The 24,270-nt window shown below is 55.6% G+C and carries 22 protein-coding genes and 1 tRNA gene; 15 read left to right on the top strand and 8 right to left on the bottom strand.

Annotated features, from left to right (window positions below; genetic code table 11):
- The first annotated feature begins 14 nt into the window (after window positions 1-14).
- Genes ACMGGQ_RS03435 through sfmF form a run of 3 tightly spaced genes read left to right on the top strand, consistent with a single transcriptional unit; the run spans window position 15 to window position 4,107 of the window.
- Entirely contained in the window at window positions 15-2,576 is a 2,562-nt protein-coding gene (locus tag ACMGGQ_RS03435; RefSeq protein WP_420289584.1) for a fimbrial biogenesis usher protein, read from the top strand.
- A complete protein-coding gene (fimH, locus tag ACMGGQ_RS03440) occupies window positions 2,569-3,576 on the top strand; it encodes a type 1 fimbria D-mannose specific adhesin FimH (protein WP_045909723.1) in 1,008 nt (335 codons plus the stop codon). The genes ACMGGQ_RS03435 and fimH overlap by 8 nt, the downstream gene beginning before the upstream one ends.
- A 9-nt stretch (window positions 3,577-3,585) precedes the next feature.
- The gene (sfmF, locus tag ACMGGQ_RS03445) at window positions 3,586-4,107 is read left to right on the top strand and encodes a fimbria assembly protein (protein WP_420289585.1); all 522 of its coding nucleotides are present in this window, start codon (window positions 3,586-3,588) and stop codon (window positions 4,105-4,107) included.
- A 51-nt stretch (window positions 4,108-4,158) separates the two neighbouring features.
- Here sfmF and fimZ read toward each other — a convergent pair whose 3' ends face one another.
- The 3 genes from fimZ to ACMGGQ_RS03460 form a co-directional block, all read right to left on the bottom strand.
- A complete protein-coding gene (fimZ, locus tag ACMGGQ_RS03450) occupies window positions 4,159-4,791 on the bottom strand; it encodes a fimbria biosynthesis transcriptional regulator FimZ (protein WP_008499339.1) in 633 nt (210 codons plus the stop codon).
- Between the two features lie 800 nt (window positions 4,792-5,591).
- Window positions 5,592-6,320 (bottom strand): helix-turn-helix transcriptional regulator, encoded by a 729-nt coding sequence (locus ACMGGQ_RS03455; protein WP_048225963.1) that lies wholly within the window; start codon window positions 6,318-6,320, stop codon window positions 5,592-5,594.
- Between the two features lie 24 nt (window positions 6,321-6,344).
- Window positions 6,345-7,043: an EAL domain-containing protein gene (locus ACMGGQ_RS03460; protein ID WP_167214572.1), complete on the bottom strand. Its 699-nt coding sequence runs from the start codon at window positions 7,041-7,043 to the stop codon at window positions 6,345-6,347.
- 278 nt (window positions 7,044-7,321) lie between these two features.
- On the opposite strand from ACMGGQ_RS03460, the gene ACMGGQ_RS03465 reads away from it, so the two are divergent.
- From ACMGGQ_RS03465 to pheP, 8 genes are all read left to right on the top strand, one after another.
- Window positions 7,322-7,398, top strand: a tRNA-Arg gene (locus ACMGGQ_RS03465).
- A gap of 102 nt (window positions 7,399-7,500) precedes the next feature.
- Window positions 7,501-8,331, top strand: coding sequence for a CPBP family intramembrane glutamic endopeptidase (locus tag ACMGGQ_RS03470; protein WP_045909679.1), 831 nt, complete (start codon window positions 7,501-7,503; stop codon window positions 8,329-8,331).
- A 358-nt stretch (window positions 8,332-8,689) separates the two neighbouring features.
- Window positions 8,690-9,706, top strand: coding sequence for an iron ABC transporter substrate-binding protein (locus ACMGGQ_RS03475; protein WP_420289586.1), 1,017 nt, complete (start codon window positions 8,690-8,692; stop codon window positions 9,704-9,706).
- A gap of 25 nt (window positions 9,707-9,731) precedes the next feature.
- The gene (locus ACMGGQ_RS03480) at window positions 9,732-11,306 is read left to right on the top strand and encodes an ABC transporter permease (protein ID WP_420289587.1); all 1,575 of its coding nucleotides are present in this window, start codon (window positions 9,732-9,734) and stop codon (window positions 11,304-11,306) included.
- 1 nt (window position 11,307) lies between these two features.
- The gene (locus ACMGGQ_RS03485; RefSeq protein ID WP_235400992.1) at window positions 11,308-12,339 is read left to right on the top strand and encodes an ABC transporter ATP-binding protein; all 1,032 of its coding nucleotides are present in this window, start codon (window positions 11,308-11,310) and stop codon (window positions 12,337-12,339) included.
- A gap of 149 nt (window positions 12,340-12,488) precedes the next feature.
- A complete protein-coding gene (gene yahO / locus ACMGGQ_RS03490; RefSeq protein WP_048225977.1) occupies window positions 12,489-12,764 on the top strand; it encodes a DUF1471 family periplasmic protein YahO in 276 nt (91 codons plus the stop codon).
- Window positions 12,765-12,949: 185 nt separating this feature from the next.
- Complete coding sequence (locus ACMGGQ_RS03495; RefSeq protein ID WP_420289588.1) at window positions 12,950-15,133, top strand: TonB-dependent receptor; 2,184 nt, start codon at window positions 12,950-12,952, stop codon at window positions 15,131-15,133.
- 103 nt (window positions 15,134-15,236) lie between these two features.
- Window positions 15,237-16,625 (top strand): phenylalanine transporter, encoded by a 1,389-nt coding sequence (gene pheP / locus ACMGGQ_RS03500; RefSeq protein WP_045909674.1) that lies wholly within the window; start codon window positions 15,237-15,239, stop codon window positions 16,623-16,625.
- A 104-nt stretch (window positions 16,626-16,729) separates the two neighbouring features.
- Here pheP and ACMGGQ_RS03505 read toward each other — a convergent pair whose 3' ends face one another.
- Together ACMGGQ_RS03505 and ACMGGQ_RS03510 are read right to left on the bottom strand one after the other, a co-directional pair.
- Window positions 16,730-17,974: a mechanosensitive ion channel family protein gene (locus tag ACMGGQ_RS03505; RefSeq protein ID WP_048225987.1), complete on the bottom strand. Its 1,245-nt coding sequence runs from the start codon at window positions 17,972-17,974 to the stop codon at window positions 16,730-16,732.
- 65 nt (window positions 17,975-18,039) lie between these two features.
- A complete protein-coding gene (locus ACMGGQ_RS03510) occupies window positions 18,040-19,476 on the bottom strand; it encodes an MFS transporter (RefSeq protein ID WP_048026896.1) in 1,437 nt (478 codons plus the stop codon).
- A 107-nt stretch (window positions 19,477-19,583) separates the two neighbouring features.
- Between ACMGGQ_RS03510 and ACMGGQ_RS03515 the strand changes: the two genes are divergently transcribed.
- The 3 genes from ACMGGQ_RS03515 to ACMGGQ_RS03525 all read left to right on the top strand — a co-directional run bounded on the left by ACMGGQ_RS03515 (window position 19,584) and on the right by ACMGGQ_RS03525 (window position 21,190).
- Window positions 19,584-20,453 (top strand): helix-turn-helix transcriptional regulator, encoded by an 870-nt coding sequence (locus ACMGGQ_RS03515; protein ID WP_045909671.1) that lies wholly within the window; start codon window positions 19,584-19,586, stop codon window positions 20,451-20,453.
- 139 nt (window positions 20,454-20,592) lie between these two features.
- Complete coding sequence (locus ACMGGQ_RS03520; protein ID WP_048026897.1) at window positions 20,593-20,922, top strand: type II toxin-antitoxin system RelE/ParE family toxin; 330 nt, start codon at window positions 20,593-20,595, stop codon at window positions 20,920-20,922.
- Entirely contained in the window at window positions 20,903-21,190 is a 288-nt protein-coding gene (locus tag ACMGGQ_RS03525) for a helix-turn-helix domain-containing protein (protein ID WP_045909670.1), read from the top strand. The genes ACMGGQ_RS03520 and ACMGGQ_RS03525 overlap by 20 nt, the downstream gene beginning before the upstream one ends.
- A 35-nt stretch (window positions 21,191-21,225) precedes the next feature.
- Here the strand turns inward: ACMGGQ_RS03525 and nfsB are convergent, their stop codons facing one another.
- The 3 genes from nfsB to ACMGGQ_RS03540 form a co-directional block, all read right to left on the bottom strand.
- Window positions 21,226-21,879: an oxygen-insensitive NAD(P)H nitroreductase gene (gene nfsB / locus ACMGGQ_RS03530; protein WP_420289589.1), complete on the bottom strand. Its 654-nt coding sequence runs from the start codon at window positions 21,877-21,879 to the stop codon at window positions 21,226-21,228.
- A gap of 120 nt (window positions 21,880-21,999) precedes the next feature.
- Window positions 22,000-22,368 carry an MmcQ/YjbR family DNA-binding protein gene (locus ACMGGQ_RS03535; protein WP_023293103.1) on the bottom strand — a complete coding sequence of 123 codons (369 nt, stop codon included), beginning with the start codon at window positions 22,366-22,368 and terminating at the stop codon, window positions 22,000-22,002.
- Complete coding sequence (locus tag ACMGGQ_RS03540; protein WP_048026898.1) at window positions 22,358-22,948, bottom strand: TetR/AcrR family transcriptional regulator; 591 nt, start codon at window positions 22,946-22,948, stop codon at window positions 22,358-22,360. Before ACMGGQ_RS03540 ends, ACMGGQ_RS03535 begins: the two co-directional genes overlap by 11 nt.
- A gap of 190 nt (window positions 22,949-23,138) precedes the next feature.
- Here ACMGGQ_RS03540 and ACMGGQ_RS03545 point away from each other — a divergent pair, with 190 nt between their 5' ends.
- Window positions 23,139-24,242 carry an MBL fold metallo-hydrolase gene (locus ACMGGQ_RS03545; protein ID WP_420289590.1) on the top strand — a complete coding sequence of 368 codons (1,104 nt, stop codon included), beginning with the start codon at window positions 23,139-23,141 and terminating at the stop codon, window positions 24,240-24,242.
- The last annotated feature ends 28 nt before the right edge of the window (window positions 24,243-24,270 follow it).

Here is a 24,270-nt window from a genome sequence, read left to right on the forward strand (position 1 = left end):
GCAGAGTCAGGGCGATGAAAAACCACCAGGGACGTTACTGCCCGGTTGCGCTGGCGCTGATGGCTGCGCTCTGGCCACAGGCTGGCTGGAGCGAAAGCTATTTCAACCCGGCCTTTTTGTCCGACGACACCGCCAGCGTGGCGGATTTGTCGCGTTTTGAACAAGGGCACCAGCAGGCACCCGGCGTTTATCGCGTGGATATCTGGCGTAACGATGAATTTATCGGAACTCAGGACGTGCGTTTTGAGCAGGCTGAGAACACGCCGCCGGTGGCGGGCGGGTTATCGCCGTGTATTACGCGGGCGATGCTCGACCGCTTTGGCGTCAACGTCGCGGCGTTTCCCGAGCTGGCTCAGGTCCAGGGCGAGACCTGCGTCCCGTTGACCACGGCCATTCCCGGCAGCGAAACGGTATTCAACTTTGCCTCACAGCGCCTGAACGTCAGCCTGCCGCAGGTGGCATTGCAGAACAGCGCCCGGGGCTACATTCCGCCTGAACAGTGGGATGAGGGCATTCCCGCCGCGCTGCTGAACTACAGCTTCTCCGGCAACCGGGGCAGCGAAGACGACAGCTATTATCTCAACCTGCAGAGCGGGCTGAACTATGGCGCCTGGCGCTTGCGTAACAACGGCGCCTGGCGATACACGCAGACCAACGGGCAGCGGCACAGCGAGTGGCAGAATATTGGCACCTGGGCGCAGCGCACCGTGATCCCGCTGAAAAGCGAACTGGTCCTGGGCGACAGCAATACCGGCAATGACGTCTTCGACAGTATGGGGTTCCGCGGCGGACGGCTCTTCTCGTCTGACAGCATGTATCCGGACAGCCTGCAGGGCTACGCGCCCACCGTGCGCGGGATCGCCCGCACGCCCGCCAAAGTGGTGGTCCGTCAGAATGGCTACGTGATCTATCAAAGCTATGTGCAGCCGGGCGCCTTTGCGATTACCGATCTCAACCCCACCTCTTCAAGCGGTGACCTGGAAGTGACGGTGGAAGAGAAAGACGGCAGCCAGCAGCGCTATACCGTGCCGTACTCCACCGTGCCGCTTCTGCAGCGCGAAGGGCGCTGGAAGTATGACCTCGTCGCGGGGGATTACCGCAGCGGTAACAGCGATCAGGACACGCCGTTCTTCACCCAGGGCACCCTGATTACCGGACTTGCCAACGGCTTTACGCTCTACGGCGGAACGCAGCTGGCCTCACGCTATACCGCGGTCGCCGTCGGGGCCGGAAAAAACCTGGGCGACTGGGGCGCGGTTTCGCTCGATATCACCCACGCCCGCAGCCAGCTCGCGGACGACAGCAAGCATGAAGGGCAGTCTCTGCGCTTCCTCTATGCGAAATCCCTTAACGGCTTCGGCACCAACTTCCAGCTGCTGGGCTACCGCTACTCCACAAAAGGATTTTACACCCTCGATGATGTGGCCTGGCGCTCAATGGAAGGCTATCAGTATGCCGACAGCCAGGATAATGACGGTGTGCCGGACGTGCAGAGTTATCACAACCTGACGTGGAATAAAAAAGGCCGCTTCCAGCTCAACGTATCTCAGTCTCTGGGGGACTACGGCTCGATCTATATCTCCGGCAGCGAGCAGACCTACTGGGAAACCGACGAGTCGAACCTCTGGTACCAGCTGGGCTACGCGGGGGGCGTGAAGGGGATCAACTACTCCGTTTCGTGGTCGTGGAACAAATCCGTCGGGATCGACGGCACCGACCGGATCGCGTCGTTTAACGTCTCCGTGCCGTTCAGTATCTTTACTCGCCAGGGCTATCGCCGGGACAGCGCGATTGACCGCGCCTATGCCACGGCCTCCGCCAGCCGGAACAGCGATGGCGACACGAGCTGGCAAACCGGCGTCAGCGGCACGCTGCTGGAGGACCGCAACCTGAACTACAGCGTGACCCAGGGACACACCAGCACCAACGGCGCAAGCGGAAGCGCCAGCGCCAACTGGCAGGCGACCTACGGCACGTTGGGCGTGGGCTACAACTACAGCGACGATCAGCACGATCTCAACTGGCAGCTCTCCGGCGGGGTCGTCGGCCATGCCGACGGCGTGACCTTCAGCCAGCCGCTGGGCGACACCAACGTGCTGATCAAAGCGCCGGGGGCATCCGGCGTCAGTGTCGAAAACCAGACTGGCGTGAAAACCGACTGGCGAGGCTACGCGGTAATGCCGTATGCCACCGTCTACCGCTATAACCGCGTGGCGCTGGATACCAACACCATGAGCAACAACACCGACATCGAAAACAACGTGAGCAGCGTGGTACCGACCAAAGGCGCGCTGGTGCGCGCCAGCTTTGATACCCGCATTGGCGTGCGCGCCCTGCTGACGGTGATGCGCGGTAACCAGCCGGTGCCGTTCGGTGCGGTGGTCCGTGAGACCCGGAGCGGTGTCACCAGCATGGTGGGGGACGACGGGCAAATTTACCTGAGCGGGCTGCCGCTGGAAGGCGAACTGCTGATCCAGTGGGGCGACGGGGCGCAGTCCCAGTGTCGCGCGCCTTACAGCTTGCCTGAAAAGAGCCTGCAACAGGCAATCACACTGAAGGGGATTCGCTGTGAATAAAACCCACATCTTTGCCTTGTCGCTTCTGGCGTTACTGCCTGCGACAAACGCATTCGCTACCGTGTGCGTCAATGAAAAGGGCGTGCCGACGGAGGTGCATTACGACCTGACGGATAAATTCAATAGCTCGAATAACCAGATTGGACAGGTCGTGACGCTCAGCGAGAAGTCGCAGTGGGTAGGGGTGAATGCCGTCTGCCCGAAGGGCACCGTCGGGAATACCACCAAGCGTAGCTATGTGACCGACTACCCGGTAACGGGCACGAGCGATGGCTATCAGTATCTGAAGCTTAACGACTATCTGGACGGGGCCATGAAAATCACGGACAGCTATGCTGGCGTGTTTTATCCGCCCAAAAACTATATCCAGATGGGGAGCCACCCTAACGTCTCGAAAAACAAACCGTTTGGCGTGCAGGACTCCAGCCTTGTCTTCCGCCTTAAGGTGACCCGGCGTTTTATTAACATGGTCGTGATCCCGCGCGCCACCATGTTCCGCGTTTACGTCACCACCACCTCTTCCGATCCGCTCACCACGCCGGTCTATACCATCAGCTACAGCGGTACCATCCAGGTGCCGCAAAGCTGCGCCATCAATGCCGGTAACGTGGTGGAGTTTGATTTCGGTGACATTGGTGCCTCCCTGTTCAGCAAGGCGGGTGTAGGTAACAAACCGGAGGGGGTCTCATCGCAAAGCAAAACCATTGCGATCAAATGCACCAACGTGGAGGCGAACGCCATGCTGACGATGCGCGTTGAGGCGGAAAAAGTCTCTGATAATGTGCTGGTGTCGGATAACCCGGACGTCGGGTTTATCATCGCTAACGAGAGCGGGGCGCCGCTGACGCCTAACAACCTGACAAGCAAAATTCCGTTCCGCCTCGACGATAGCGCGCAGGCACAGGTGGGGATCCGGGTCTGGCCGGTGAGCGTGACGGGCAATAAGCCAGCGGAAGGGCGTTTTACCTCGCGCGGGTATCTGCGTGTGGATTACGACTAAGGAGCCGATATGCGAAACGGGATCCGTTTTATCACCGTGGCGCTTTATGCGCTTTGTACACAGGCTCAGGCGGACACCGCGCTGGGCGAAATTAACATTCGGCTCTACGGCAACATTGTCGATTTTACCTGCGTCGCCGAGGGGAGCGACAGCGACAAGACCGTTACGCTGGGCACCTGGCCCACGAAACAGCTCAGCACGACCGGGAGCCGCACGCAGCCCATGCCGTTTACGCTGAAGCTGACCGGCTGTCCGCCGGGGGCGGCGTCCATTACGTTTTCGGGCAAAGCCGACGGGAGCAATAACGGATTGCTGGCGCTGAACGACGCCAGTACAGCGAGCCGTGTTGCGGTAGAGATCAGGGATGCGGATAAAACGCGTCTGGCTCTCCAGCAGGCCAGCCAGCCGGTCTCGGTTGATGCGCAGGGGAATGCAACATTGTCGTTTTATGCCAATTATATTGCCACTGCAGATAACCCTCAGCCCGGACGAGCCGATGCGGATGCCACCTTTATGATTAACTATAATTAGCACTGACCGCACTCCCTGCAGCTCAGATAAGCTGCAGGGAGTGAATTCAGGTTAAAGCAGCTCGTGCGCTTTGGCGTAATCAATTAATTCCACGATGCTTTGCACACCCAGCTTGGAATAAATATTGGATTTATGCGCGCTAATGGTTTTGTTGCTTAATAGTAGCTGTTCAGCAATTTCCTTATTGGATAATCCATTCGCCAGATACCGTAATACCGTGACCTCGCGATTCGATAATGGCATATCGACAGCCATCCCTTTCCCTGAACCCAAATGGTTTATAAAGTTCAGCGTTTCCGACGGGAAAAAGGAATAGCCCATCAGGATCATTTCTACGGCGTTGTAGATCTCACCCAAATCTTTACGTTTACTGACGAAGCCATTTGCCCCGGCGCGAATAGCGCGACCCGCGTAAAATAACTCTGATTTAGACGAGAGGAACAGAACCTTAATGTCTTTGTTTAAGTTTCTGATTCTCTTGAGTAAAGCGAAAGCATCCGTGCCCGTGAGTTCAATGTCAAGGATCACCAGATCGATAGGGTGATTACGGATACAGTCAAGAACTTCATGGCTATCGCCAGACTTGAGCTTGACTGTGATATTCTTATTTTTCTGTAGCAGGACTTCTATCGACATTCTGACGATAGGATGTTCGTCCATAATGATAACGGATGCCGGTTTCATTTTTAATGCCTCAGATTGTTAAAAGCGTTATGCAGAGTTTGGTAAAACTCTCGAAATGCCGGAAGGATATAATGTGCAGATCCCTATACCGTAGTATTTCCCTGGAAAGAGCGAAAGCATCCTTGTTTACGTAATGAAAAGAACTATGCCTCAGCGCGGTCATCTCATTAGGCTGGTGTTGGCAAAAAGGTTTTTCTTATTCAGATTTGGTACGCATCTTATTATACAGGGTAAGTTTTTTCCGAAAACCCTGTAAATTAATATCCGCTTATGGGTTTGTATTATCTTCTGGATCTGAATCGCTATTTTTTTAAATTTAGCGGAAATATCCTGTTATCTCATTTACCGCATATTTTCATCTTTATGTAATAACAAAAAATAACACATATCTCTTTATGTTGATCAATTGTTAACAAAAATACGCGTCATTCAGGGGGACAAGCCCACGCTGATGAGGACAACAATTGCCCTCGCAGGCCGTCAGACCTTCATCTGAAAGCGCGCAGGTTGACCCGAAGGCCCACATCTCATGCACAGGAGAACATGCTATCCGCTTCGCTTTTTCCTCCTGAGCGTTCCCGCTAACCTGCTTGTTTTTACATCATTATCATCTTGTTAACGCCGTCTGCATTCACTTAACGGATGGAGGAAAGTGCTGCCGTTCGTTCAATTTGTGGCATTTCGCAAGGTTCGCGGCCATAAATTAGGAATAGTTATAATTTCGACTTTATTGTTAAAAATTAACATTTTTGAAACACGAATGGTAAGTAAATTCCTAAAGCGCTTTAGGAAATAAGGGGTTAGGACGTGAGTGTAAACGTGCAGTCTGAGAGGTTATTAAGAAGGTGAAGTAATTCCTGCCGATGACTCAGCCCCAGTTTCACCAGGATGCAGCTGAGACGATAGATAATGCGGCTATAGGGACGATTCTGCATAAGGGCAATCTGACGTAACGTCTTGCCCCGGGAAAGTTCCTGCAGGATCGGCCATTCGTTGCGGGAGAACCAGTCTTTGTCGGAGCCCTGTGGGGGGCGGGTATCCAGCAGGCTGTGCTGAAGTGCTGCGGCGTTCAGCTGGCGTTCGAGCACATGAAAAGGACCTGCCGCTTTGCAGAAGAGGCGGGTGTCGTAATTATCGGCCCGGACTAACAGCCAGGGCGTAAGGAAAGGCGGAAACAGGCTGTGGCGTCTCAACTGATCCAGTTTCTCCAGAAGCCCCGTGGACCGGCTTTCAATATCCACGACCAGACGGGCAGAGGGCCACTGCGTCTGCGCGACAAGGGCGTCATCCAGCGTGGCGTAGTCACAGCAGCTGCTCAGCGGGAACTGCCCGTTGAGAAAACCGGTGCGCAGATAGTGATCCTCCGTCACCAGAAGGATAAACGGGGCGTCTGTTTTGCGGGGCTGGCTGATGGACTGGCTCAAGAATTCGAGCCGGTCGAAAAAGGGGGGAGCAAAAGGTGAGCGCGTAAATCCCAGTGCATCACTTCCTGTACGCCGCCGCCGGTAACGGCGCACTGTCATTCGCATGGTCTCCCTCCTGGAAATGGCGTTTTAATCCTCCGGCCATGTCCAGGACGGCCAGTAATATCCCTGGCCGAAGTCTGCGCCTGCCTGCAGTGCCCAGGTACGATCGCGTTCAGTCTCAATACCTTCGATAAGCACTTTCCCGGCAAGCTGAAAGCAAAGGGAAACCAGTTGCCTCAGCGCAGGGGTGTCGCGTAAACGCCAGAATGCTTCCTTATCTATTTTGATGCCGCTTAACGGGAGTCGACAGGATAAAAACGACTGCACTAAGACGTCATCGATGTCATCCAGCCAGATTGCGTGCCCCTGTCTGCTCAGCTGCAGCAGATTCTGAACCACAAGCTGCTTGCGCGCGACAGACAGCGCCAAAAAAGCCGCAGGGTCGACAAACTCAATATTGAGCGGCACGCAGGGGAGTCTGATAAGACGCTGAAAGGACGCAGGCTCTGTCAGGACGGTTATCGGCAGATTAATAAAAAGGTTATGACCGTGCGGCGTATTTTTTAACGTGGCAAGCTGCGCTTCAAGCAGCGTTATCGACCACTCAGCGGACCGATCGCAAAAAAAGTCCTCACTGTGCCGCGTGTCGGCCAGAACGCTAAGGACCTCGACGCCAACCTGGCGCAAGGAGGTAAGGGCGACGATGGGCTCAAGCTTAATGCCGACGATGTCCTGAGATAAGTACTGTAACCGGGGGGGCGTATCGATCAGGTTTTGCGCTGTCACTCCATTGTCCTGTTGTCTGTCAGCCTCCAGGCGGCCGGGATACCTGACTCTAGTGTGACGAGCTGACGTACAGGAAAACAGCAGGCGTTACTTAAATGCAACTAAGCCTTTTCGCAGCGCTAAATTTTACGGTAAAACGGGGATAAATGTTGAGAAAATAGCCGTATTTACAATCGGCTAGCGGTAATTGCTCCTTAAAACGGAAAAGGCATTGACTCACCTGCCATTGACCGTATAATTCTTCGCGTTTCACCGCCGCGAAGTACACGCTTCTCAGTGCGCCCTTAGCTCAGTTGGATAGAGCAACGGCCTTCTAAGCCGTAGGTCGTAGGTTCGAATCCTACAGGGCGTGCCATTTCATTTCATAGAGTTACGCCTCACTCACATCCTCCTGATTTCCGTTTTGGGACATATTTGGGACATCGACCCTAAAATTTATCGGTCACGAAGGACATTTATGTGGTATCTACTCGCAATTTCGCTTGCCGCACTTTCCCTTAATAAAAGCCTGGCTTACCTGCTGCTGGGATTAACGGCATTTCTCGGCTGGAAACAGAGCATTCTTGACGCCCCGGCGCTGCTGGTTATTGCATCAATCGTAATTGGCTGGTCTGTTGTTGAATGGCTACGTAATAAAGATGATAAATATACTTATCTGATTGAAGGCCTGTGCGTGGTCATCGCCGTTGCCCTGGTTATGCATGTGCTCCCGGGCTTCCATAATCCCAAAGTGCTGGATGCTGTCGTCGTTGGTCCGCAAAGCATACCGTTCAGTATGTACTTTAATATGGACAAGGCGGTGGTGCCGTTCTTTTTAATTACGTGCATGCCAACGCTATTCGTAGCAAAACCCCTCTATAAAATTGGCAAGCTCGGCTGGGGAATATTGGTACTTGCGGTACCCGCGCTGTTACTTCTGGCTGTGGCGTTGGGCGGGCTGAGAATTGAGCCGCATGCGCCAGAATGGTTCGCGCAATTTGCCCTTGCGAATATTTTCTTCGTCTCTTTGGCCGAGGAAGCCCTGTTCAGAGGCTACCTGCAGCAGCGCTTGTCCCGGATCGTTCATCCTGTTGTCGCGTTGTTGATTACCTCAGTCATCTTTGGGCTGATGCATTATAGCGGCGGTTTACTACTGATTATTTTTGCCAGTCTCTCCGGCATTATTTACGGCCTGGCGTGGATGTGGAGCGGCAGGCTCTGGGTTGCAACGTTATTCCATTTTGGACTGAACTGCGTGCATTTATTGTTCTTCACCTATCCTGTGTATGCCCCTCATGCGGCTATGTAATGCTTTTTAAATGAGTAGCCTAATAAATTTAGCTATCTCCGGATAACCATAAAAAGCCCCCGCAATATCGGGGCATTTTTATATCTGCCGGGAGCGCGAATAACAGATTTACCTTCGCGCCATAATGAATAGAAGGCTAATGAATTTCGTTGTTGGCAGGCTTAAGGTTTTCTTAATCTAGAAATTATCTCGCGTTAAAATTTGGATTTTTATCATTACAAAATCTGCTAAAAAGAAATTTTACACTTTTACGCGTAAACTGGATTGATACTAATTATCATTAGCGTTGTTGTATGCTTTAATCCTGTCCCACAAAGCTATGAGTGGTTACTCCCGTTGGTCTATTAAGGATATGTTCATGAATTCTCGCCTGCTGTCCTGCTTCTCGCTTGCCTTGTTGTCTTCATCCCTTTTCCTTTCCACACAATCGGTTGCCGCCGATAACAACGACGGTATCGTTGTCTATAACGCGCAGCATGAAAACCTGGTGAAGTCGTGGGTTGACGGTTTTACCAAAGAAACCGGGATTAAAGTGACTTTGCGTAATGGTGATGACAGCGAGCTGGGTAACCAGCTGGTTCAGGAAGGCAGCGCATCGCCGGCAGACGTATTCCTGACGGAAAACTCGCCATCCATGGTGCTGGTGGATAACGCCAACCTGTTTGCACCGCTGGATGCCGACACTCTGGAGCAGGTACCGGCAGAGTATCGTCCGGCGCACGGCCGCTGGATCGGCATTGCCGCCCGCAGCACCGTATTCGTCTATAACCCGGCGAAGCTGAGCGAACAGCAGCTGCCTAAATCGCTGATGGATCTGGCGAAACCCGAGTGGAAAGGCCGCTGGGCAGCATCTCCTTCAGGCGCGGATTTCCAGGCCATCGTGAGCGCGATGCTGGCCCTGAAAGGCGAAAAAGCCACCCTGGAATGGCTCAAGGCGATGAAAGCCAACTTCGTTGCCTATAAAGGTAACAGCACGGTGATGAAAGCGGTCAATGCCGGTCAGATTGATGGCGGGGTGATTTATCACTACTACCGCTTTGTCGATCAGTCCAAAACCGGTGAAAACAGCAAAAACACCCAGCTCTACTACTTCAAACACCAGGACCCGGGCGCGTTCGTAAGCCTTTCTGGCGGTGGCGTGCTGGTGTCCAGCAAACACAAAGCGCAGGCGCAGGCCTTCATCAAATACATTACCGGCAAAGAAGGTCAGGAAAGTCTGCGTACCAACAACGCCTTTGAATACGCCGTGGGCGTGAACGCGTCCTCCAACCCGAAACTGGTTCCGCTGAAAGATCTTGATGCGCCGAAAGTTGAACCTTCAACGCTCAACAGTAAGAAAGTTATCGAGCTGATGACGCAAGCCGGTCTGCTGTGATCACTGAGAGTGAAGTGAACGTCTTATGTCTGGTCTGAGTCTCGACATCGGAAAAAACAGAGTGCAGGAGCCTGCTCGCAGGCGTCCTGCACTGCCGATGGTTGCGTTAGCTGTCTTGTTTTCATTACTGGCGCTTCTGCCTTTGGGTTTTATCATTGCCATTGGCATTGAGACGGGCTGGGAAACGATAAAGGCGCTGGTGTTTCGCCCGCGTGTGGCTGAGCTGCTCAGCAACACGCTGTGGCTGACGGCTTTAGCGGTTCCGCTGTGTATCGTGACGGGCGTGGCGATAGCCTGGCTCACAGAGCGCACGCAGCTTGCCGGTCGTGGAATTTGGTCTGCACTGGCGGTCGCCCCGCTGGCGATCCCCGCGTTTGTGCAAAGTTATGCCTGGGTGAGCGTTGTTCCGTCCATGCACGGGCTCTCCGCGGGCGTGTTTCTCTCCGTTCTGGCCTACTATCCCTTTATCTACATGCCGGTTGCGGCGGTGCTGCGCCGCCTTGACCCGACGCTCGAAGATGTGGCCGCATCGCTCGGCACCCCGCCGTGGCGGGTCTTTTTCCGCGTGGTGCTGCCCCAGCTCAAGCTGGCTATCTGCGGCGGCGCGCTGCTGGTGGCGCTGCACCTGCTGGCGGAATATGGCCTGTACGTGATGATCCGCTTTGATACCTTCACCACGGCAATTTATGACCAGTTTCAGTCTACCTTCAGCGGCCCGGCAGCAAACATGCTGGCGGGCGTGCTGGCGTTATGCTGCCTGGCTATCTTAGTGCTGGAAGGCGTGAAGCGTGGAAAGGCACGCTACGCGCGCATTGGCGCCGGTGCCGCGCGCGAACAGAAACGCTGGCCGCTGAAGCCTGCGGTTGCCGCGCTGGGGCAACTGTTTTTCATCGTGCTGATCGTGCTGGCGCTGGGCGTGCCGTTAGTTGTCCTGTGTCGCTGGATTTGGCTCGGCGGTGTGGAAAACTGGATGAGCGCCGATCTCTGGCATTCGCTGCGCCAGACGCTGATGCTCGGCGTGGGCGGCGCGCTGCTGACGACGACGTGCGTGATCCCCATTGCGTGGCTCGGTATCCGCTATCCGCATCGTATCTTCCGGATGCTTGAAGGGTGCATCTATATCACCAGTTCGCTGCCGGGCATTGTCACGGCGCTGGCCCTGGTCACCGTCACCATTCACTACGCCCGTCCCATTTACCAGACGGAAATAACCCTGTTCCTTGCCTATCTGCTGATGTTTATGCCCCGTGCGCTCATCAATCTGCGGGCGGGAATTGCGCAGGCACCGGTTGAGCTGGAAAACGTGGCGCGAAGCCTTGGCAGCACGCCCGCGAAGGCGCTCTGGAGCGTCACGATGCGGCTGGCCGCGCCGGGTGCGGCGGCGGGAGCCGCGCTGGTTTTCCTCGGCGTCAGCAACGAGTTGACCGCCACGCTGTTGCTCTCTCCCCTGGGCACGCGCACGCTCTCCACCGGATTCTGGGCGCTGACCAGCGAGATTGATTATGTGGCAGCGGCACCTTACGCGATGCTGATGATCCTGATTTCCCTCCCGCTGACCGCCATTCTCTATATGCAGTCGAAGAAAATTGCAGGGCTATGACATGCTTGAATTAACCGCCATTTCTAAATCGTTTGCTGATGTGCAGGTGCTCGACAGCTTAAACCTGAGCGTTGCGCCGGGGAGCAGAACGGCCATTGTCGGGCCATCGGGGTCGGGTAAAACCACGCTGCTGCGTATTCTTGCCGGGTTTGAGACGCCCAACACCGGACGTATTGTCATGCAGGGGAGAACGCTGTTTGATGAAAACCGTTTTGTCCCAGCCCACCAGCGCGGGATCGGTTTTGTGCCGCAGGAGGGCGCGTTGTTCCCGCACCTCAACGTGGCAGACAACATTGCCTGGGGGCTGGACGGGACCCGCCACGAGAAGCGCCAGCGCGTTGAGGCGCTGATGGAGATGGTCTCGCTGGACAGGCAACTCGCCACGCACTGGCCCCACGAGATTTCCGGCGGACAGCAGCAGCGCGTGGCGCTTGCTCGTGCTCTGGCCCAGCGTCCTTCACTGATGCTGCTGGATGAGCCGTTCTCGGCGCTGGATACCGGCCTGCGCGCGATGACGCGTAAGGCAACGGCCGATCTGCTGGCCGAAGCGGGCGTGGCCTCGATTCTGGTCACCCACGACCAGAACGAAGCGTTGTCTTTTGCCACGCAGGTTGCCGTCATGCGTTCCGGACGTTTCACGCAGGTCGGGACGCCCTATGAGGTTTATACCCGTCCCGTTGACGAAGAGACGGCACTGTTTCTTGGTGATGCGCTAATCCTGCCTGCGCAGCTCACCGCGGGCTACGCCCTGTGCGCCCTGGGTGAGGTGCCCACGGACAACGCACATGCGACAGGGCAGGGCAGAGTGATGCTGCGCCCGGAGCAGTTGAGCGTGACGGCATGTGCCTCACATGAAAGCCCAATCTCCATTCTTGATGTGGATTTTACCGGCCACCTGTCGACGCTCACCCTTGGGCTCGCCGGGCAGCACGAGCCCGTGACCCTGAAGACCGTCAGCCAGCCAGGATGGAACCCGGGCACGGCGGTACGCATTGATATTGCTGGCGCCGCGCGTGTATTCGACTATTCTTAATATTCGTTAGTAATTTCATGCAACGGGTTGTTATAAAAGAATTTTCCCGAAAGAATGGCATTTCCTGAGATTCTCTACCATGCTCATAAAACCTCACCATAAAGCGTGAGGTTTTTCGTAGTTGCTGATTAATCTCAAGGAAAAAGGTTATGAAAAAGACGACTGCTATTTTGTTGGGAACGGCGTTACTGTTTACGACCAATGCTTTTGCTGCCCAACTGCTGACTAAAAATGAGTTCAAGAAAGTCGAGTCTCAGTATAAAAAAATCGGTACGGTAAGCACTTCAAATGAAGTATCGGTTGATGATGCAAAAAAAGAACTGATTGAGAAAGCCGATAAGAAAGGCGCGGATGTTCTGGTGCTCACCTCAGGGAACACCAACAATAAAATTCACGGTACGGCCAATATCTACAAGAAAAAATAACGTCACTGCAGCCACCCCGAAACGGGGTGGTTGTTCCTCACCCTGTCTCCCCATCTCTTCTTGTTGTTCGCAGTTACGCTTGCTAACGCATGGATAATGCGTATAGTTCTCATTTGCATTGCTATCAATACATTCTAAGGCCCGACAACGGGTCATTTTTGCGCGCACTTTCAAATGAGTTAACGATGAACAACACCAACATACACAAAACGCTGCTGGCGCTCGCCGTTGGCGCGGTAACACATTCCGCCTTCGCGGCGGACGATCAAAAAGAAGATACCCTCGTCGTGCAGGCTAAGCCTGCCAGCGAGTTCAAACCCGGTGGCGATCGGCTGGTACCGGCCTTCCTCGACGGACAGGTGGCAAACGGCGGACGGATGGGGATGCTGGGCCAGCAGAACGCCATGGACGTACCGTTCAACATCATCAGCTACACCTCAAAGCTGGTGGAAGATCAGCAGGCGAAAACTATTGCTGACGTAGTCGCCAACGATGCGGGCGTGCAGTTCGTCCAGGGTTTCGGCAACAGCGCGGAAACCTACCGTATCCGTGGTCTGAAGTTCGACGGTGACGACATGACCTTTGGCGGTCTGTCCGGCGTGCTGCCGCGGCAGGTGGTGGATACGCAGATGGTTGAGCGCATTGAGATCTTCAAAGGGGCAAACGCCCTGATGAACGGCGCGGCGAGTTCCGGCGTGGGCGGGATGATCAACCTTGAGCCAAAACACGCGGGCGAACTCCCGCAGGCGAAAGTGGGCGTCGACTACACTTCCGATTCTCAAATTGGCACCACGCTGGATGCGGGCCGTCGCTACGGCGACAACGACCAGTTTGGCGCGCGGGTGAACCTGGTGCACCGCGAAGGGGAAACCGGCATACCGAACGATCGCCGCCGCACCACGCTGCTCTCTACCGGCCTGGATTACAACGGTGACCGCTTCCGCACCTCGCTGGATCTGGGCTATCAGAAGAAAACCTTCCACGGCAGCCCAACCAGCGTCAACATTTCGGCGGTGGATTTCGTGCCCGAGCCGCCGAAAAACGATCGCAACTTCTCGCAGAAGTGGGCCTACAGCAATATCGAAAACGAGTTCGGGATGTGGCGCAGCGAGTACGACATCACCGACGGTTGGACCGCCTATACCGGCCTGGGCGCGCAGCACGCGCACGAGGAAGGGATCTACAGCGCGCCGAAGCTGGTGGATAAAAGCGGTAAGGCAACGGTCAGCCGCCTTGATACCAACCGCATCAGCGATTCCGTCAGCGGCATGGCGGGCATTCGCGGTAACTTTGATACCGGTTTTATCTCGCACAAGGTCAACGTTGGCTATTCGGCGATGACCAAAAACGAAAAAATCGCGTGGAAAATGTCGGCGACGAAGGATAACCCGACGACCAACATCTACCACAACACCGGCGTGGATATGCCGGACAGCAGCAACTTCAACGGATCTGGCGGAAAGTACAGCGATCCGCTGACCAGCGGACGCACCCGTACCCAGGGCTGGCTGTTGAGCGATACCCTGGGCGTGCTGGACGACAAACTGCTGTTCACCGCTGGCGCACGCCACCAGAAAGTGGTCATTCGCGGGTATAACAAAATTACCGGTGCGGAAAACGCGGCAGACGGCTTCGACGGCAGCCGCTGGATGCCAACCTACGGCGTGGTCTACAAGCCGTGGGAGGAAATCTCCCTCTATGCTAACCATACCGAAGCGCTGCAGCCGGGCAAAACCGCGCCTAATACCGCCACCAACTACGGCCAGAGCACCGGTATCGTTCACTCTAAGCAGAACGAAGTGGGCGTAAAGGCGGACTTTGGCCGCGTAGGCGGATCGCTTGCGCTGTTTGAAATCAAGATGCCGTCGGCGATCCTCGATGACAGCGGCCACTATGGCCTGGATGCTGAACAGCGTAACCGCGGCGTGGAACTGAACATTTTCGGCGAACCCATGCTCGGGATGCGCCTCAACGCCAGCGCCACCTGGCTGCAGGCCGAGCTGACCAAAACCAAAAATGGTGTCAATCAGGGTAACGATGCGATCGGTATTCCGAACTTTTACGCTGTATTGGGTGCAGAGTATGACATCAAGCCGATTGATGGCCTGACGGCGACCGCCCGCGTCAACCACTCCGGTGCGCAGTACGCTGACCTGGCAAACACCAAAAAGCTGGACAGCTACACCACGCTGGATCTGGGGATGCGCTATCGCTTCGCGGTAAACCACAATGCAAACCAGATGACGGTGCGCGCGGGCATCGACAACGTGACCAATGAAAACTACTGGGCCAGCGTGGACGATTCCGGTACCTACATCACGCAGGGCGAACCGCGTACCTTTAAGATCGCGGTTGGCTACGAATTCTAAGCGTTCCATCTCGTTATCCGGGGCAGGGATGCCCCAATCCCTTGCTACCTCCAGCATGAAGTGTTAAAACGTGCCCCTTCTAAAAAAGAGACAGGGGTAGGACGTGAAAGACGCGTCATCCGCTTCAGGCCATGGTAGCGCCGAAGCCTCGTCGGATCAGAATCCGACGCTGCAACGTGGTTTGCAAAATCGACATATTCAGTTAATTGCCCTTGGCGGCGCAATCGGTACCGGGCTCTTTCTCGGCATCGGCCCCGCTATTCAGATGGCGGGCCCGGCAGTGCTGCTGGGTTACGGTATCGCCGGGATTATTGCCTTCCTGATCATGCGCCAGCTTGGCGAGATGGTTGTCGAAGAGCCAGTTTCAGGCTCCTTCGCGCACTTTGCTTATAAATACTGGGGCCCGTTTGCCGGCTTCCTCTCCGGCTGGAACTACTGGGTGATGTTCGTGCTGGTGGGGATGGCGGAGCTGACCGCCGCAGGCATCTATATGCAGTACTGGCTGCCGGATGTCCCGACGTGGATCTGGGCGGCGGCCTTCTTCATCATTATTAACGCCGTTAACCTCGTCAACGTCCGCCTGTATGGCGAAACCGAGTTCTGGTTTGCGCTGATCAAGGTGCTGGCGATTATCGGCATGATCGGCTTTGGCCTGTGGCTGCTTTTCTCAGGCCACGGCGGCGAGCGCGCCACGATCGACAACCTGTGGCAGCACGGCGGCTTCCTCGCCACCGGCTGGAAAGGGCTGATCCTCTCCCTGGCGGTGATCATGTTCTCCTTCGGCGGACTGGAACTGATTGGCATTACCGCTGCTGAAGCGCGCGACCCGCATAAAAGCATTCCAAAAGCGGTTAACCAGGTGGTGTACAGGATTCTGCTGTTCTACATCGGCTCGCTGGTGGTGCTGCTGGCGCTCTATCCTTGGGTAGAAGTGAAGTCCGACAGCAGCCCGTTCGTGATGATTTTCCACGATCTGAATAGCAACGTGGTCGCCTCTGCGCTGAACTTCGTCATTCTGGTGGCATCGCTGTCGGTCTATAACAGCGGCGTATACTCCAACAGCCGTATGCTGTTTGGCCTCTCCGTTCAGGGCAACGCACCGCGCTTCTTAACCCGCGTCAGCCGTCGCGGCGTGCCGGTGAACTCCTTGTTACTGTCAGGTGCCATCACGTCGCTGGTGGTGCTGATCAACTACCTGCTGCCGAAAGAGGCCTTTGGCCTGCTGATGGCGCTGGTAGTCGCTACGCTGTTGCTGAACTGGATCATGATCTGCCTGGCGCACCTGCGATTCCGCGCCGCGATGCGCCGCAAGGGGCGCGAAACGCAGTTCAAAGCGCTGCTTTACCCGGCGGGGAACTACCTCTGTATCGCTTTCCTGGGGCTGATTCTGGTACTGATGTGTACCATGGATGAGATGCGCCTCTCGGCGATGCTGCTGCCGGTGTGGGTGGTGTTCCTGTTTATTGCTTTTAAGCTCTCGCGCAAAAAGTAGCGCAGTTTTCTCCCTCTCCCTGTGGGAGAGGGTCGGGTTGAGGGCACCAGACCGCACCTGCCTTTTCGCCCGGTGGCGCTTCGCTTACCGGGCCTACAAAAAGATTATCTGGCGACAACACCCGATAGGGCGCGAATATCATTCCCGGTGGGTGACTGGTGAATACGCAGACCAAATTCATCCACCACCGCGAAAATATGGTCGAAGATGTCGGCCTGAATCTCCTCATATTCTGCCCAGACCACGGTATTGGTGAAGGCATATATTTCAATCGGCAAACCATTCGCATCAGGCGCTAGCTGGCGCACCATCAGCGTCATATCTTTACGAATACGCGGGTGGTTGCGCAGATATTCGTTCAGGTAGGCGCGGAAGGTGCCGATATTGGTCATCTTGCGCAGGTTTAATACCGATTCCCCTTCACCGTTCTGCTGATTCCACAGGTTAATTTCCTCATGACGTGCGGCCAGATAAGGCTTCAGCAGTTTCGCCTGAATGAGCTTCTGCTGTTCCTGCTCGTCGAGGAAATGAATGCTGGTGGTATCAATGTTCAGGCTGCGCTTAATGCGTCGCCCGCCGGAGGCCGACATGCCGCTCCAGTTGATAAAGGCGTCGGAGACCAGCGCCCACGTAGGAATGGTTGTAATCGTATTATCGAAATTGCGCACTTTCACGGTGGTCAGGCCGATGTCCGTCACCGTACCGTTGGCACCGTATTTCGGCATCTCCAGCCAGTCGCCGAGCTTGAGCATGTCGTTGGCAGAAAGCTGAATACCCGCTACAAGTCCGAGTATCGGGTCTTTAAACACCAGCATCAGGACGGCGGCCATGGCACCCAGACCGCTGATCAGAATCGCCGGGGACTGGCCAATCAGCAGGGAGATAATCAGTATCCCCACCAGGATGGCGCTCACCAGCTTGATGCCCTGGAAGATCCCTTTCAGCGGCAGCTGTGACGCGGTAGCCATTTTCTGCGACAGATTGAAAATCACGTCCAGCAGCGAGAAGAAGGAGAGCAGGGCATACACCATCACCCACAGCTTCGCGCAGGTGGTGAGTATTTCCGCTGCTTCGCTGCCTTTTTGCAGCCACAGTACCGCCTGGACGTTGACAATTATCCCCTGCAGGGTAAAGGCCAGACGGTGAAATAATTTATTCTGGGTGATGATCTGCAGCCATAAATGGCTGCTGGCCTGCGCGCGTTTTTCGAATGCGCGAAGTACCCCTTTGTGCAGAATAAAATGAACGATGATGGCGGTAAGAAAAATAATACCAAAGATAATCACTAAAGAGGTGGTGTGATTAATTTCAATGCCTAACTCTTCAACCTGAGCAATCAATTCCTGCATAACGTCTCCTGTATTTTTGCAGCCCCATAATGGCGGCTGCGGATCTATTATGCAAATTCACGAACTTATTTGGCGGTCTGGCAGACCTTTACCACCGGCAGGCACAGGCGATGGCGGATGCGCAGCGTCGCCAGAGCCAGCACCACCATCATGGCTGTTTCCACCATGAGGAAGACGTTAACCGCCTGGGTGTAATCCCCGTGATGGTTTTGAAGCGCATGCAGCAAAATGGCGCCAAAAATAGCCGGGCCAAGACCCAGCGCGGCCTGCTGCAGGGTGCTTAAAATAGCGCTCGCGGCCCCCGCGTCGTCAGGCTGAATGTCGCGCATCCCGATGCGGTAGAAACTGTTCACGATCAGCGCCTGCCCGTAGCCCACCAGTCCAGTCGCGGGTGCCAGCGTCAGGGTGGTATTCTCCATGCCCCAAACGCGGAACGTGGCGATCAGCGCCAGCAGGCCGGTAATCTGGATCGCCAGACCCGTCAGCAGGATGGTGCTGGTGCTGTAGCGGGCAATCAGGCGAGGTGCGAACCACGCCGAAACAAAGTAGGTCACGCCCAGGGCGATAAAACTGTTCCCGGACTGCCACGGCGCCATCCCCAGACCGGTTTGCATGGTCAGCGCCATACAGAACATAAACCCGGACCAGACGCTGAAAAAAAGCATCGCAATCAGAATGCCAAAGCGCACGCTGCGAAGCGCAAGCAGGCGCGGCGGGATCAACGGGTGGGCATTCTCACGCTCTTTTTTGCGCGCATTCAGCGCCATCAGCCATGCCAGCGGGACAAGGGCGAGCAGCATCGCCTTCAGCGGCCAGGACCAGTGCCACTGCGGGCCGAGCGCCATCGGGAACAGCAGGCAGCAAAGCATGATGGCCAGCAACACGGTACCCGGCCAGTCGATGCGTGACGGCGTCTCGCGACGGGTTTCCGGTACGAAGCGGCGGCTCAGTGCCAGCACCACCAGACAAATCGGCACGTTGATAAAGAAGGCGTTACGCCAGCCCAGTCCGGCGATATCCGCCGATACCAGCCAGCCGCCGCCCATTTGCCCGACGATAAACGCAATCCCGCCGATGCCGCCGAACAGGCTGATGGCTTTAGCATGCGCCGTACCTTTGAGCGTCACGTGCAGCGTGGCAAGAATTTGCGGCATGATCAGTGCGGCACCCGCGCCCTGAACGATGCGCGCGGCGAGCAGCTGTTCAATGTTCCCCGCTATTCCGCACAGCAGCGAAGCCAGGCCAAAGCTCGCCACACCCCACATGAACAGACGGCGACGGCCAAAATTATCCCCCAGCTTGCTGCCGAGCGCGAGGCAGACGGCAAAGGCCACGCCGTAGAGCGCGACGATGAGCTCCAGTTCGGTGGCGGTAGCGTGCAGTGAATGGGTAATGGCGTCCAGCGCCACGTTGGTGATTGAGGTATCAATCATCGGCAGCATCTGGCCGGTTAACAGCAATATCAGGCCAGCGCGACCCGGTGAAACAACTGACGTATTCATGGTAACTCCATTGCGTCATTCAACAGATGGTCGTAGCATCTACCATCAGATAAACGGGTACCAGTTCTTGCTTATACTGGTACTGGCACTACCATGCAGGGGGATTTATGGCGCTGATGTCTGAACCTGTCGTCTCACTTCAGGATGACACCCGAAAACAGCTCGGGGCATTTTTACGCGCCCGGCGTGAAAGCCTCGATCCGCAGCGTCTCGGCTTGCCGCGCAGCGGTCGTCGCCGCACGCCGGGTCTGCGCCGGGAAGAGGTGGCGATGCTCGCTGACGTGGGCGTGACCTGGTACACCTGGCTTGAGCAGGGCAGGGACGTCAATCCGTCCAGCGCGGTGATGGCGGCCGTGGCAAAAGCGCTGCAATGCACCCCTACCGAGGCCCGGCACCTGTTTGTGTTAGCGGGTTTGCCGCCGGGTGAAGCACCACAGGCGGTCTGCTGTGAAGGCATCAGCGAAGGCACCCGACGCCTGCTGGATACGCTGATGCCGAAACCCGCGAGCATTCAAAAACCGAACTTCGATATTGTGGCCTGGAACGACAGCTTCGGGCATCTGATGGGCGTCGATTTCAATGACATCCCTCCCGAAGATCGCAACTGTATTTATCTGTTCCTCACGCATCCGGCGTGGCGCGCGCGCCTCGGTAGACGCGACGACGTGCTGCCCATTTTTGTCTCCTATTTCCGGGCGGCGATGGCCGAACACCGGGGTGACCCACTGTGGGAGGCCAAACTGGCGCGTTTCTTCGCGGTGTCCGAAGAGTTCAAAACCCTGTGGCACCAGCGCAACGACGTGCGCGGCGTGGAGAACCAGCTCAAGCTGTTTACCCATCCCGAGCTGGGGGATTTTACGCTGCAGCAGATGTACTGGTATTCCGCGCCGCGAAACGGATCGCGGCTGCTGGTGTATCTGCCGGTGGATGAGGCGGGAGAGCGGGCGATGGAGTGGCTGGCGGCGCAGGGAAAGTAAGTTTTTTGCGAGGGGCTTTCATGTAATCAAAGCGGATCCGGTTCTGTCTGTTAAAAACGGGTAAGGTGGGACACGAAAAGCTAAATTAGCCTTTAATGCAAATTGCCTTATATGCTAATATTCTCAGGGATGAAATATCGTGTTCAGACTTATCGTTCATGAGGCGGTAAGGGAAGAGATTCTCTCACTGCCTGCTGGGGTGCAGGCGAAGCTGATTCGACAGCTTGATAAATTGCGCACCAATCCGACAGTACTGAGAGAACCTGACAGCAAACCCTTACCCTATGGTTTGTTTGAAATTAGAACCGTCGGGCTGATCCACACTCGTGGGATCTACGTTTATCAGCGGGAAAAGACAATTTTTCTGCTGCGGGTATTTATCAAGAAAACGCAAAAAACACCCTCTGCTGAACTCCGTCTGGCATTGAAACGACAACAGGAGATGTTGGATGAGCAAAAAGATTATTGACTGGGATGAGCTCAGAGCGGAACTGTTAAGCAATTCAGAAGTGCAGGCTTCTTTTGATGCAGAAGAGCGCAAGGAACGCCTGCGAGAGATGCTGGCGCAATGGCGAGACCATGCTGGCCTGACGCGCGCGCAGGTGGCTGAGCGGATGGGCGTCAGCGCACCCACGGTATCCAGAATGGAAGCGAATATTACCCGGGCAAGCCTTGATACGTTAACGCGTTATGCGCTGGTGTGTGGGATTAAACACCCGCAGATTACGCTTTATTGAAACAGGCACGCCGGAACCCAGCGTGCCAGGAGGGATTAGCACTCGGTCACAATCGTGCTCAGCGGCAGGCGAGATTTCGGCAGCGTGGCGTTGAAATCTTCCACACTGTGATGCCCAACCGGCACCACTACCAGGCTGGTGAAGCCTTTCTCTTTCAGGCCAAACTCTTCGTCGAGGATCGCGGCGTCGAAACCTTCGATCGGTACCGCGTCCAGACCCATAGCGCCCACGCCCAGCAGGAAGTTGCCGACGTTCAGGTAAACCTGCTTCGCCATCCACTGGTCGTCATCTTTCAGATCCACGCGGTGCATGTCGGCGAAATAGGTGCGGCCCTTATGGTTCGCGGCTTTCGCTTTCGGGGTATTAAAGCGACCATCGGCTTCTTCCTGATCGACAACGCGCTCCAGCCAGGCATCGTCCATCGCGGTTTTCGCGCAGAACACCACCACGTGGGAGGCATCCAGCATTTTGCGTTCGTTGAACACATAGGTGCCTGCCGCGGATTTCGCCACGCGCGCTTTTCCTTCCTCGGTGCTGGCCACAATGAAGTGCCACGGTTGGGAGTTGGTGCTGGACGGGCTGTACTGCAGCAGGGTTTTGATTTTTTCCGCTTCTTCAGCGGTCAGTTTTTTGCTTGCGTCGAACGCCTTGGTGGAGTGGCGTTTCAGCGCAACAGAAATGATATCCATAACAACTCCTGATGATGAAATTCGCCCGCGTGCGGGCGCGAAAGATGAGCAGATTACAGCGGGACGGGGAAAAAGATAAGGGCAATTCGAGCGTTTAATCTGTTCGTCTCAGACGAACAATCAGACCGGCCGGATCCACTTCTGGTCTTTTTTCGGCAGTTTATCCACCACCAGATGCCAGGAATCATTGATGAGATCGGTAACCAGTTCCGGCGTCACGTCGTCCGTACCGTAAAGAGAGATCCAGTGCTTTTTGTTGAGGTGATAGCCCGGTTCAACGCCGCGATAAATCTGCTGATTTAACAGCGATTTCTCCGGGTCTGACTTCAGGCTGACGTGCGGCCGCCCGTGTGCGACGGCCACAATCATGAAAATTTTTCCACCCACTTTAAACACGTCAAACTCCGGTCCAAACGGCCAGCAGTGTTCGGTGAATGGCAGTTCCAGCGCCACGCGTTTTGCGTGCTCCTGCAACGTTTTACTGTCCATCGCTCTCTTCCTGGGCAAGCCCGCGCCACATTACCTCAAAGCCGAGCGCTTTAAACTCAACGGCGCGGGACGGATCGCGGGTAGCAAATTCCATCGTACTTTCGGCCAGCGATAAGAAAAGCGCATCGCCAAATGTTTTAAATTCATCAGACATAAACACCTGACGCACCGAACGGCGGCAGAGTTCATGCAGCTCCGGAAACATCTCTTTCACCGCCTGTTCCGTTTCGACGCTCAGCTTTTCACTGACGCCAATCTGGCGGATCGCCGCATGTGCAACGGGGTTACGAATACCCCAGTCCACATAGCTGTTCCAGATATTGCGGGTATGTTCTTTAGGCAGCGTGATGGTGCGATCGAGGTTTGCCAGCATGGTCTGGCAGAGATCCTGCTTCAGATGCAGATAGAGGGCATTCAGCAGATCGTCTTTCGTAGCAAAGTAGCGGAACAGGGTGCCTTCGGCGACGCCCGCCTTACGGGCAATAAGCGCCGTTGAGGCGGCAATACCTGACTGTGCAAACGCCGCCGTTGCGGCGTCCAGTAAGGCCTGTTTTTTATCTTCACTCTTCGGACGTGCCACTAAATTTTTCCTCCTGTCAATTATAAAAACCCTGATTGAAACACGTGCTTTGACACGCTGCAACGCGGAATGTCAAAGATCGAAAACGTCTTGACGACTTTATCATCATATCTATAATGAGTGCTTACTCACTCATAATCAAGTTTACCCTGCGCACGCTATCGGATGGGGCGCGTTTTCGGGTCAGGATATGAAAAAACCTCTCTTCATCTGCGTGGTGTTAATCATGATTATTGCTTCAGCCGCGAGTTTACCGTTTGTTCTGAATGCCGGATTCGGCCAGCCGCCGCAGGGTGAACGGCTCACTGAAGTGGAGGCTTCCCCACAGTATCGCGAGGGGAAATTCCACAATACGCTGCCGACGCCGGGTTATAACGGTGACAAAAATATGCTGGTCGCGATGTGGGAGTTTCTGACTAAAAAAACTGAAAACGCCCGCCCGGCCCAGCCGCTGCCGCTGGTGAAAACCGATCTTGCGAGCCTGCCGCTGGAGCAGGACACCCTGGTGTGGCTCGGTCACTCTTCGTGGTATCTGCAGCTCGCAGGCAAACGCATCCTGATTGACCCGGTTCTTGGCAACTATGCCGCGCCGTTCTCGTTCCTCAATAAGGCCTTTGCCGGGGAGTATCCGTGGCGCGCGGAACGCATGCCGGCGATCGACCTGCTGATTATCTCACACGATCACTACGATCATCTGGATTACGCCACTATCAAGGCGCTACTGTCGAAGGTGAAGCGCGTAGTGACGCCGCTGGGCGTGGGGTCCCACCTGCGTTACTGGGGGATGAAACCCGAGATTATTGACGAGCGCGACTGGAACCAGTCGGTACGCATCAGCGATGCGCTGACGGTGCACGTTCTGCCTGCGCGTCACTTCTCCGGTCGCGGCATCAAACGCGATCGCACCCTGTGGGGCAGCTTCATGTTCGTCACGCCAGAGCAGAAGGTTTACTACAGCGGGGATTCCGGTTACGGCCCGCACTTCAGGGCCATCGGTGAACAGTTTGGCGAAGTGGACGTCGCCATCATGGAAAACGGCCAGTATGACCAGGACTGGAAGTACATCCACATGCTGCCGGAGGAAACGGCGCAGGCCTCGGCGGATCTGAACGCGAAAGCCGTGGTGCCTGGGCATAACGGACGCTTCGTGCTGGCGAAACACGCCTGGAACGATCCGCTGATCCAGCTGGCAAAAGCCAGCAAGGATAAAAATTATCGGTTGCTGACGCCGGAACTGGGCGAGCCCGTCCGGGTAAGCGACAGCGCACAAACCTTTCGTGCGTGGTGGGAATAATGTTTAAGCGAGAAGCAGAGGGGGACAG

Origin of the sequence: Enterobacter sp. BNK-13, assembly GCF_048685015.1 — a bacterium.
GTDB lineage: Bacteria > Pseudomonadota > Gammaproteobacteria > Enterobacterales > Enterobacteriaceae > Enterobacter > Enterobacter quasiroggenkampii.

Excerpts from the sequence above, each read along its gene's own strand:
- ACMGGQ_RS03505 (WP_048225987.1), bottom strand. The coding sequence starts at position 17,974 with ATGCAGGAATTGATTGCTCAGGTTGAAGAGTTAGGCATTGAAATTAAT.
- ACMGGQ_RS03470 (WP_045909679.1), top strand. The coding sequence starts at position 7,501 with ATGTGGTATCTACTCGCAATTTCGCTTGCCGCACTTTCCCTTAATAAA.
- sfmF (WP_420289585.1), top strand. The coding sequence starts at position 3,586 with ATGCGAAACGGGATCCGTTTTATCACCGTGGCGCTTTATGCGCTTTGT.
- yahO (WP_048225977.1), top strand. The coding sequence starts at position 12,489 with ATGAAAAAGACGACTGCTATTTTGTTGGGAACGGCGTTACTGTTTACG.
- ACMGGQ_RS03485 (WP_235400992.1), top strand. The coding sequence starts at position 11,308 with ATGCTTGAATTAACCGCCATTTCTAAATCGTTTGCTGATGTGCAGGTG.
- ACMGGQ_RS03480 (WP_420289587.1), top strand. The coding sequence starts at position 9,732 with ATGTCTGGTCTGAGTCTCGACATCGGAAAAAACAGAGTGCAGGAGCCT.
- fimZ (WP_008499339.1), bottom strand. The coding sequence starts at position 4,791 with ATGAAACCGGCATCCGTTATCATTATGGACGAACATCCTATCGTCAGA.
- nfsB (WP_420289589.1), bottom strand. The coding sequence starts at position 21,879 with ATGGATATCATTTCTGTTGCGCTGAAACGCCACTCCACCAAGGCGTTC.
- ACMGGQ_RS03535 (WP_023293103.1), bottom strand. The coding sequence starts at position 22,368 with ATGGACAGTAAAACGTTGCAGGAGCACGCAAAACGCGTGGCGCTGGAA.
- ACMGGQ_RS03455 (WP_048225963.1), bottom strand. The coding sequence starts at position 6,320 with ATGCGAATGACAGTGCGCCGTTACCGGCGGCGGCGTACAGGAAGTGAT.
- ACMGGQ_RS03495 (WP_420289588.1), top strand. The coding sequence starts at position 12,950 with ATGAACAACACCAACATACACAAAACGCTGCTGGCGCTCGCCGTTGGC.
- ACMGGQ_RS03525 (WP_045909670.1), top strand. The coding sequence starts at position 20,903 with ATGAGCAAAAAGATTATTGACTGGGATGAGCTCAGAGCGGAACTGTTA.
- ACMGGQ_RS03435 (WP_420289584.1), top strand. The coding sequence starts at position 15 with ATGAAAAACCACCAGGGACGTTACTGCCCGGTTGCGCTGGCGCTGATG.
- ACMGGQ_RS03510 (WP_048026896.1), bottom strand. The coding sequence starts at position 19,476 with ATGAATACGTCAGTTGTTTCACCGGGTCGCGCTGGCCTGATATTGCTG.
- ACMGGQ_RS03545 (WP_420289590.1), top strand. The coding sequence starts at position 23,139 with ATGAAAAAACCTCTCTTCATCTGCGTGGTGTTAATCATGATTATTGCT.
- ACMGGQ_RS03475 (WP_420289586.1), top strand. The coding sequence starts at position 8,690 with ATGAATTCTCGCCTGCTGTCCTGCTTCTCGCTTGCCTTGTTGTCTTCA.
- ACMGGQ_RS03515 (WP_045909671.1), top strand. The coding sequence starts at position 19,584 with ATGGCGCTGATGTCTGAACCTGTCGTCTCACTTCAGGATGACACCCGA.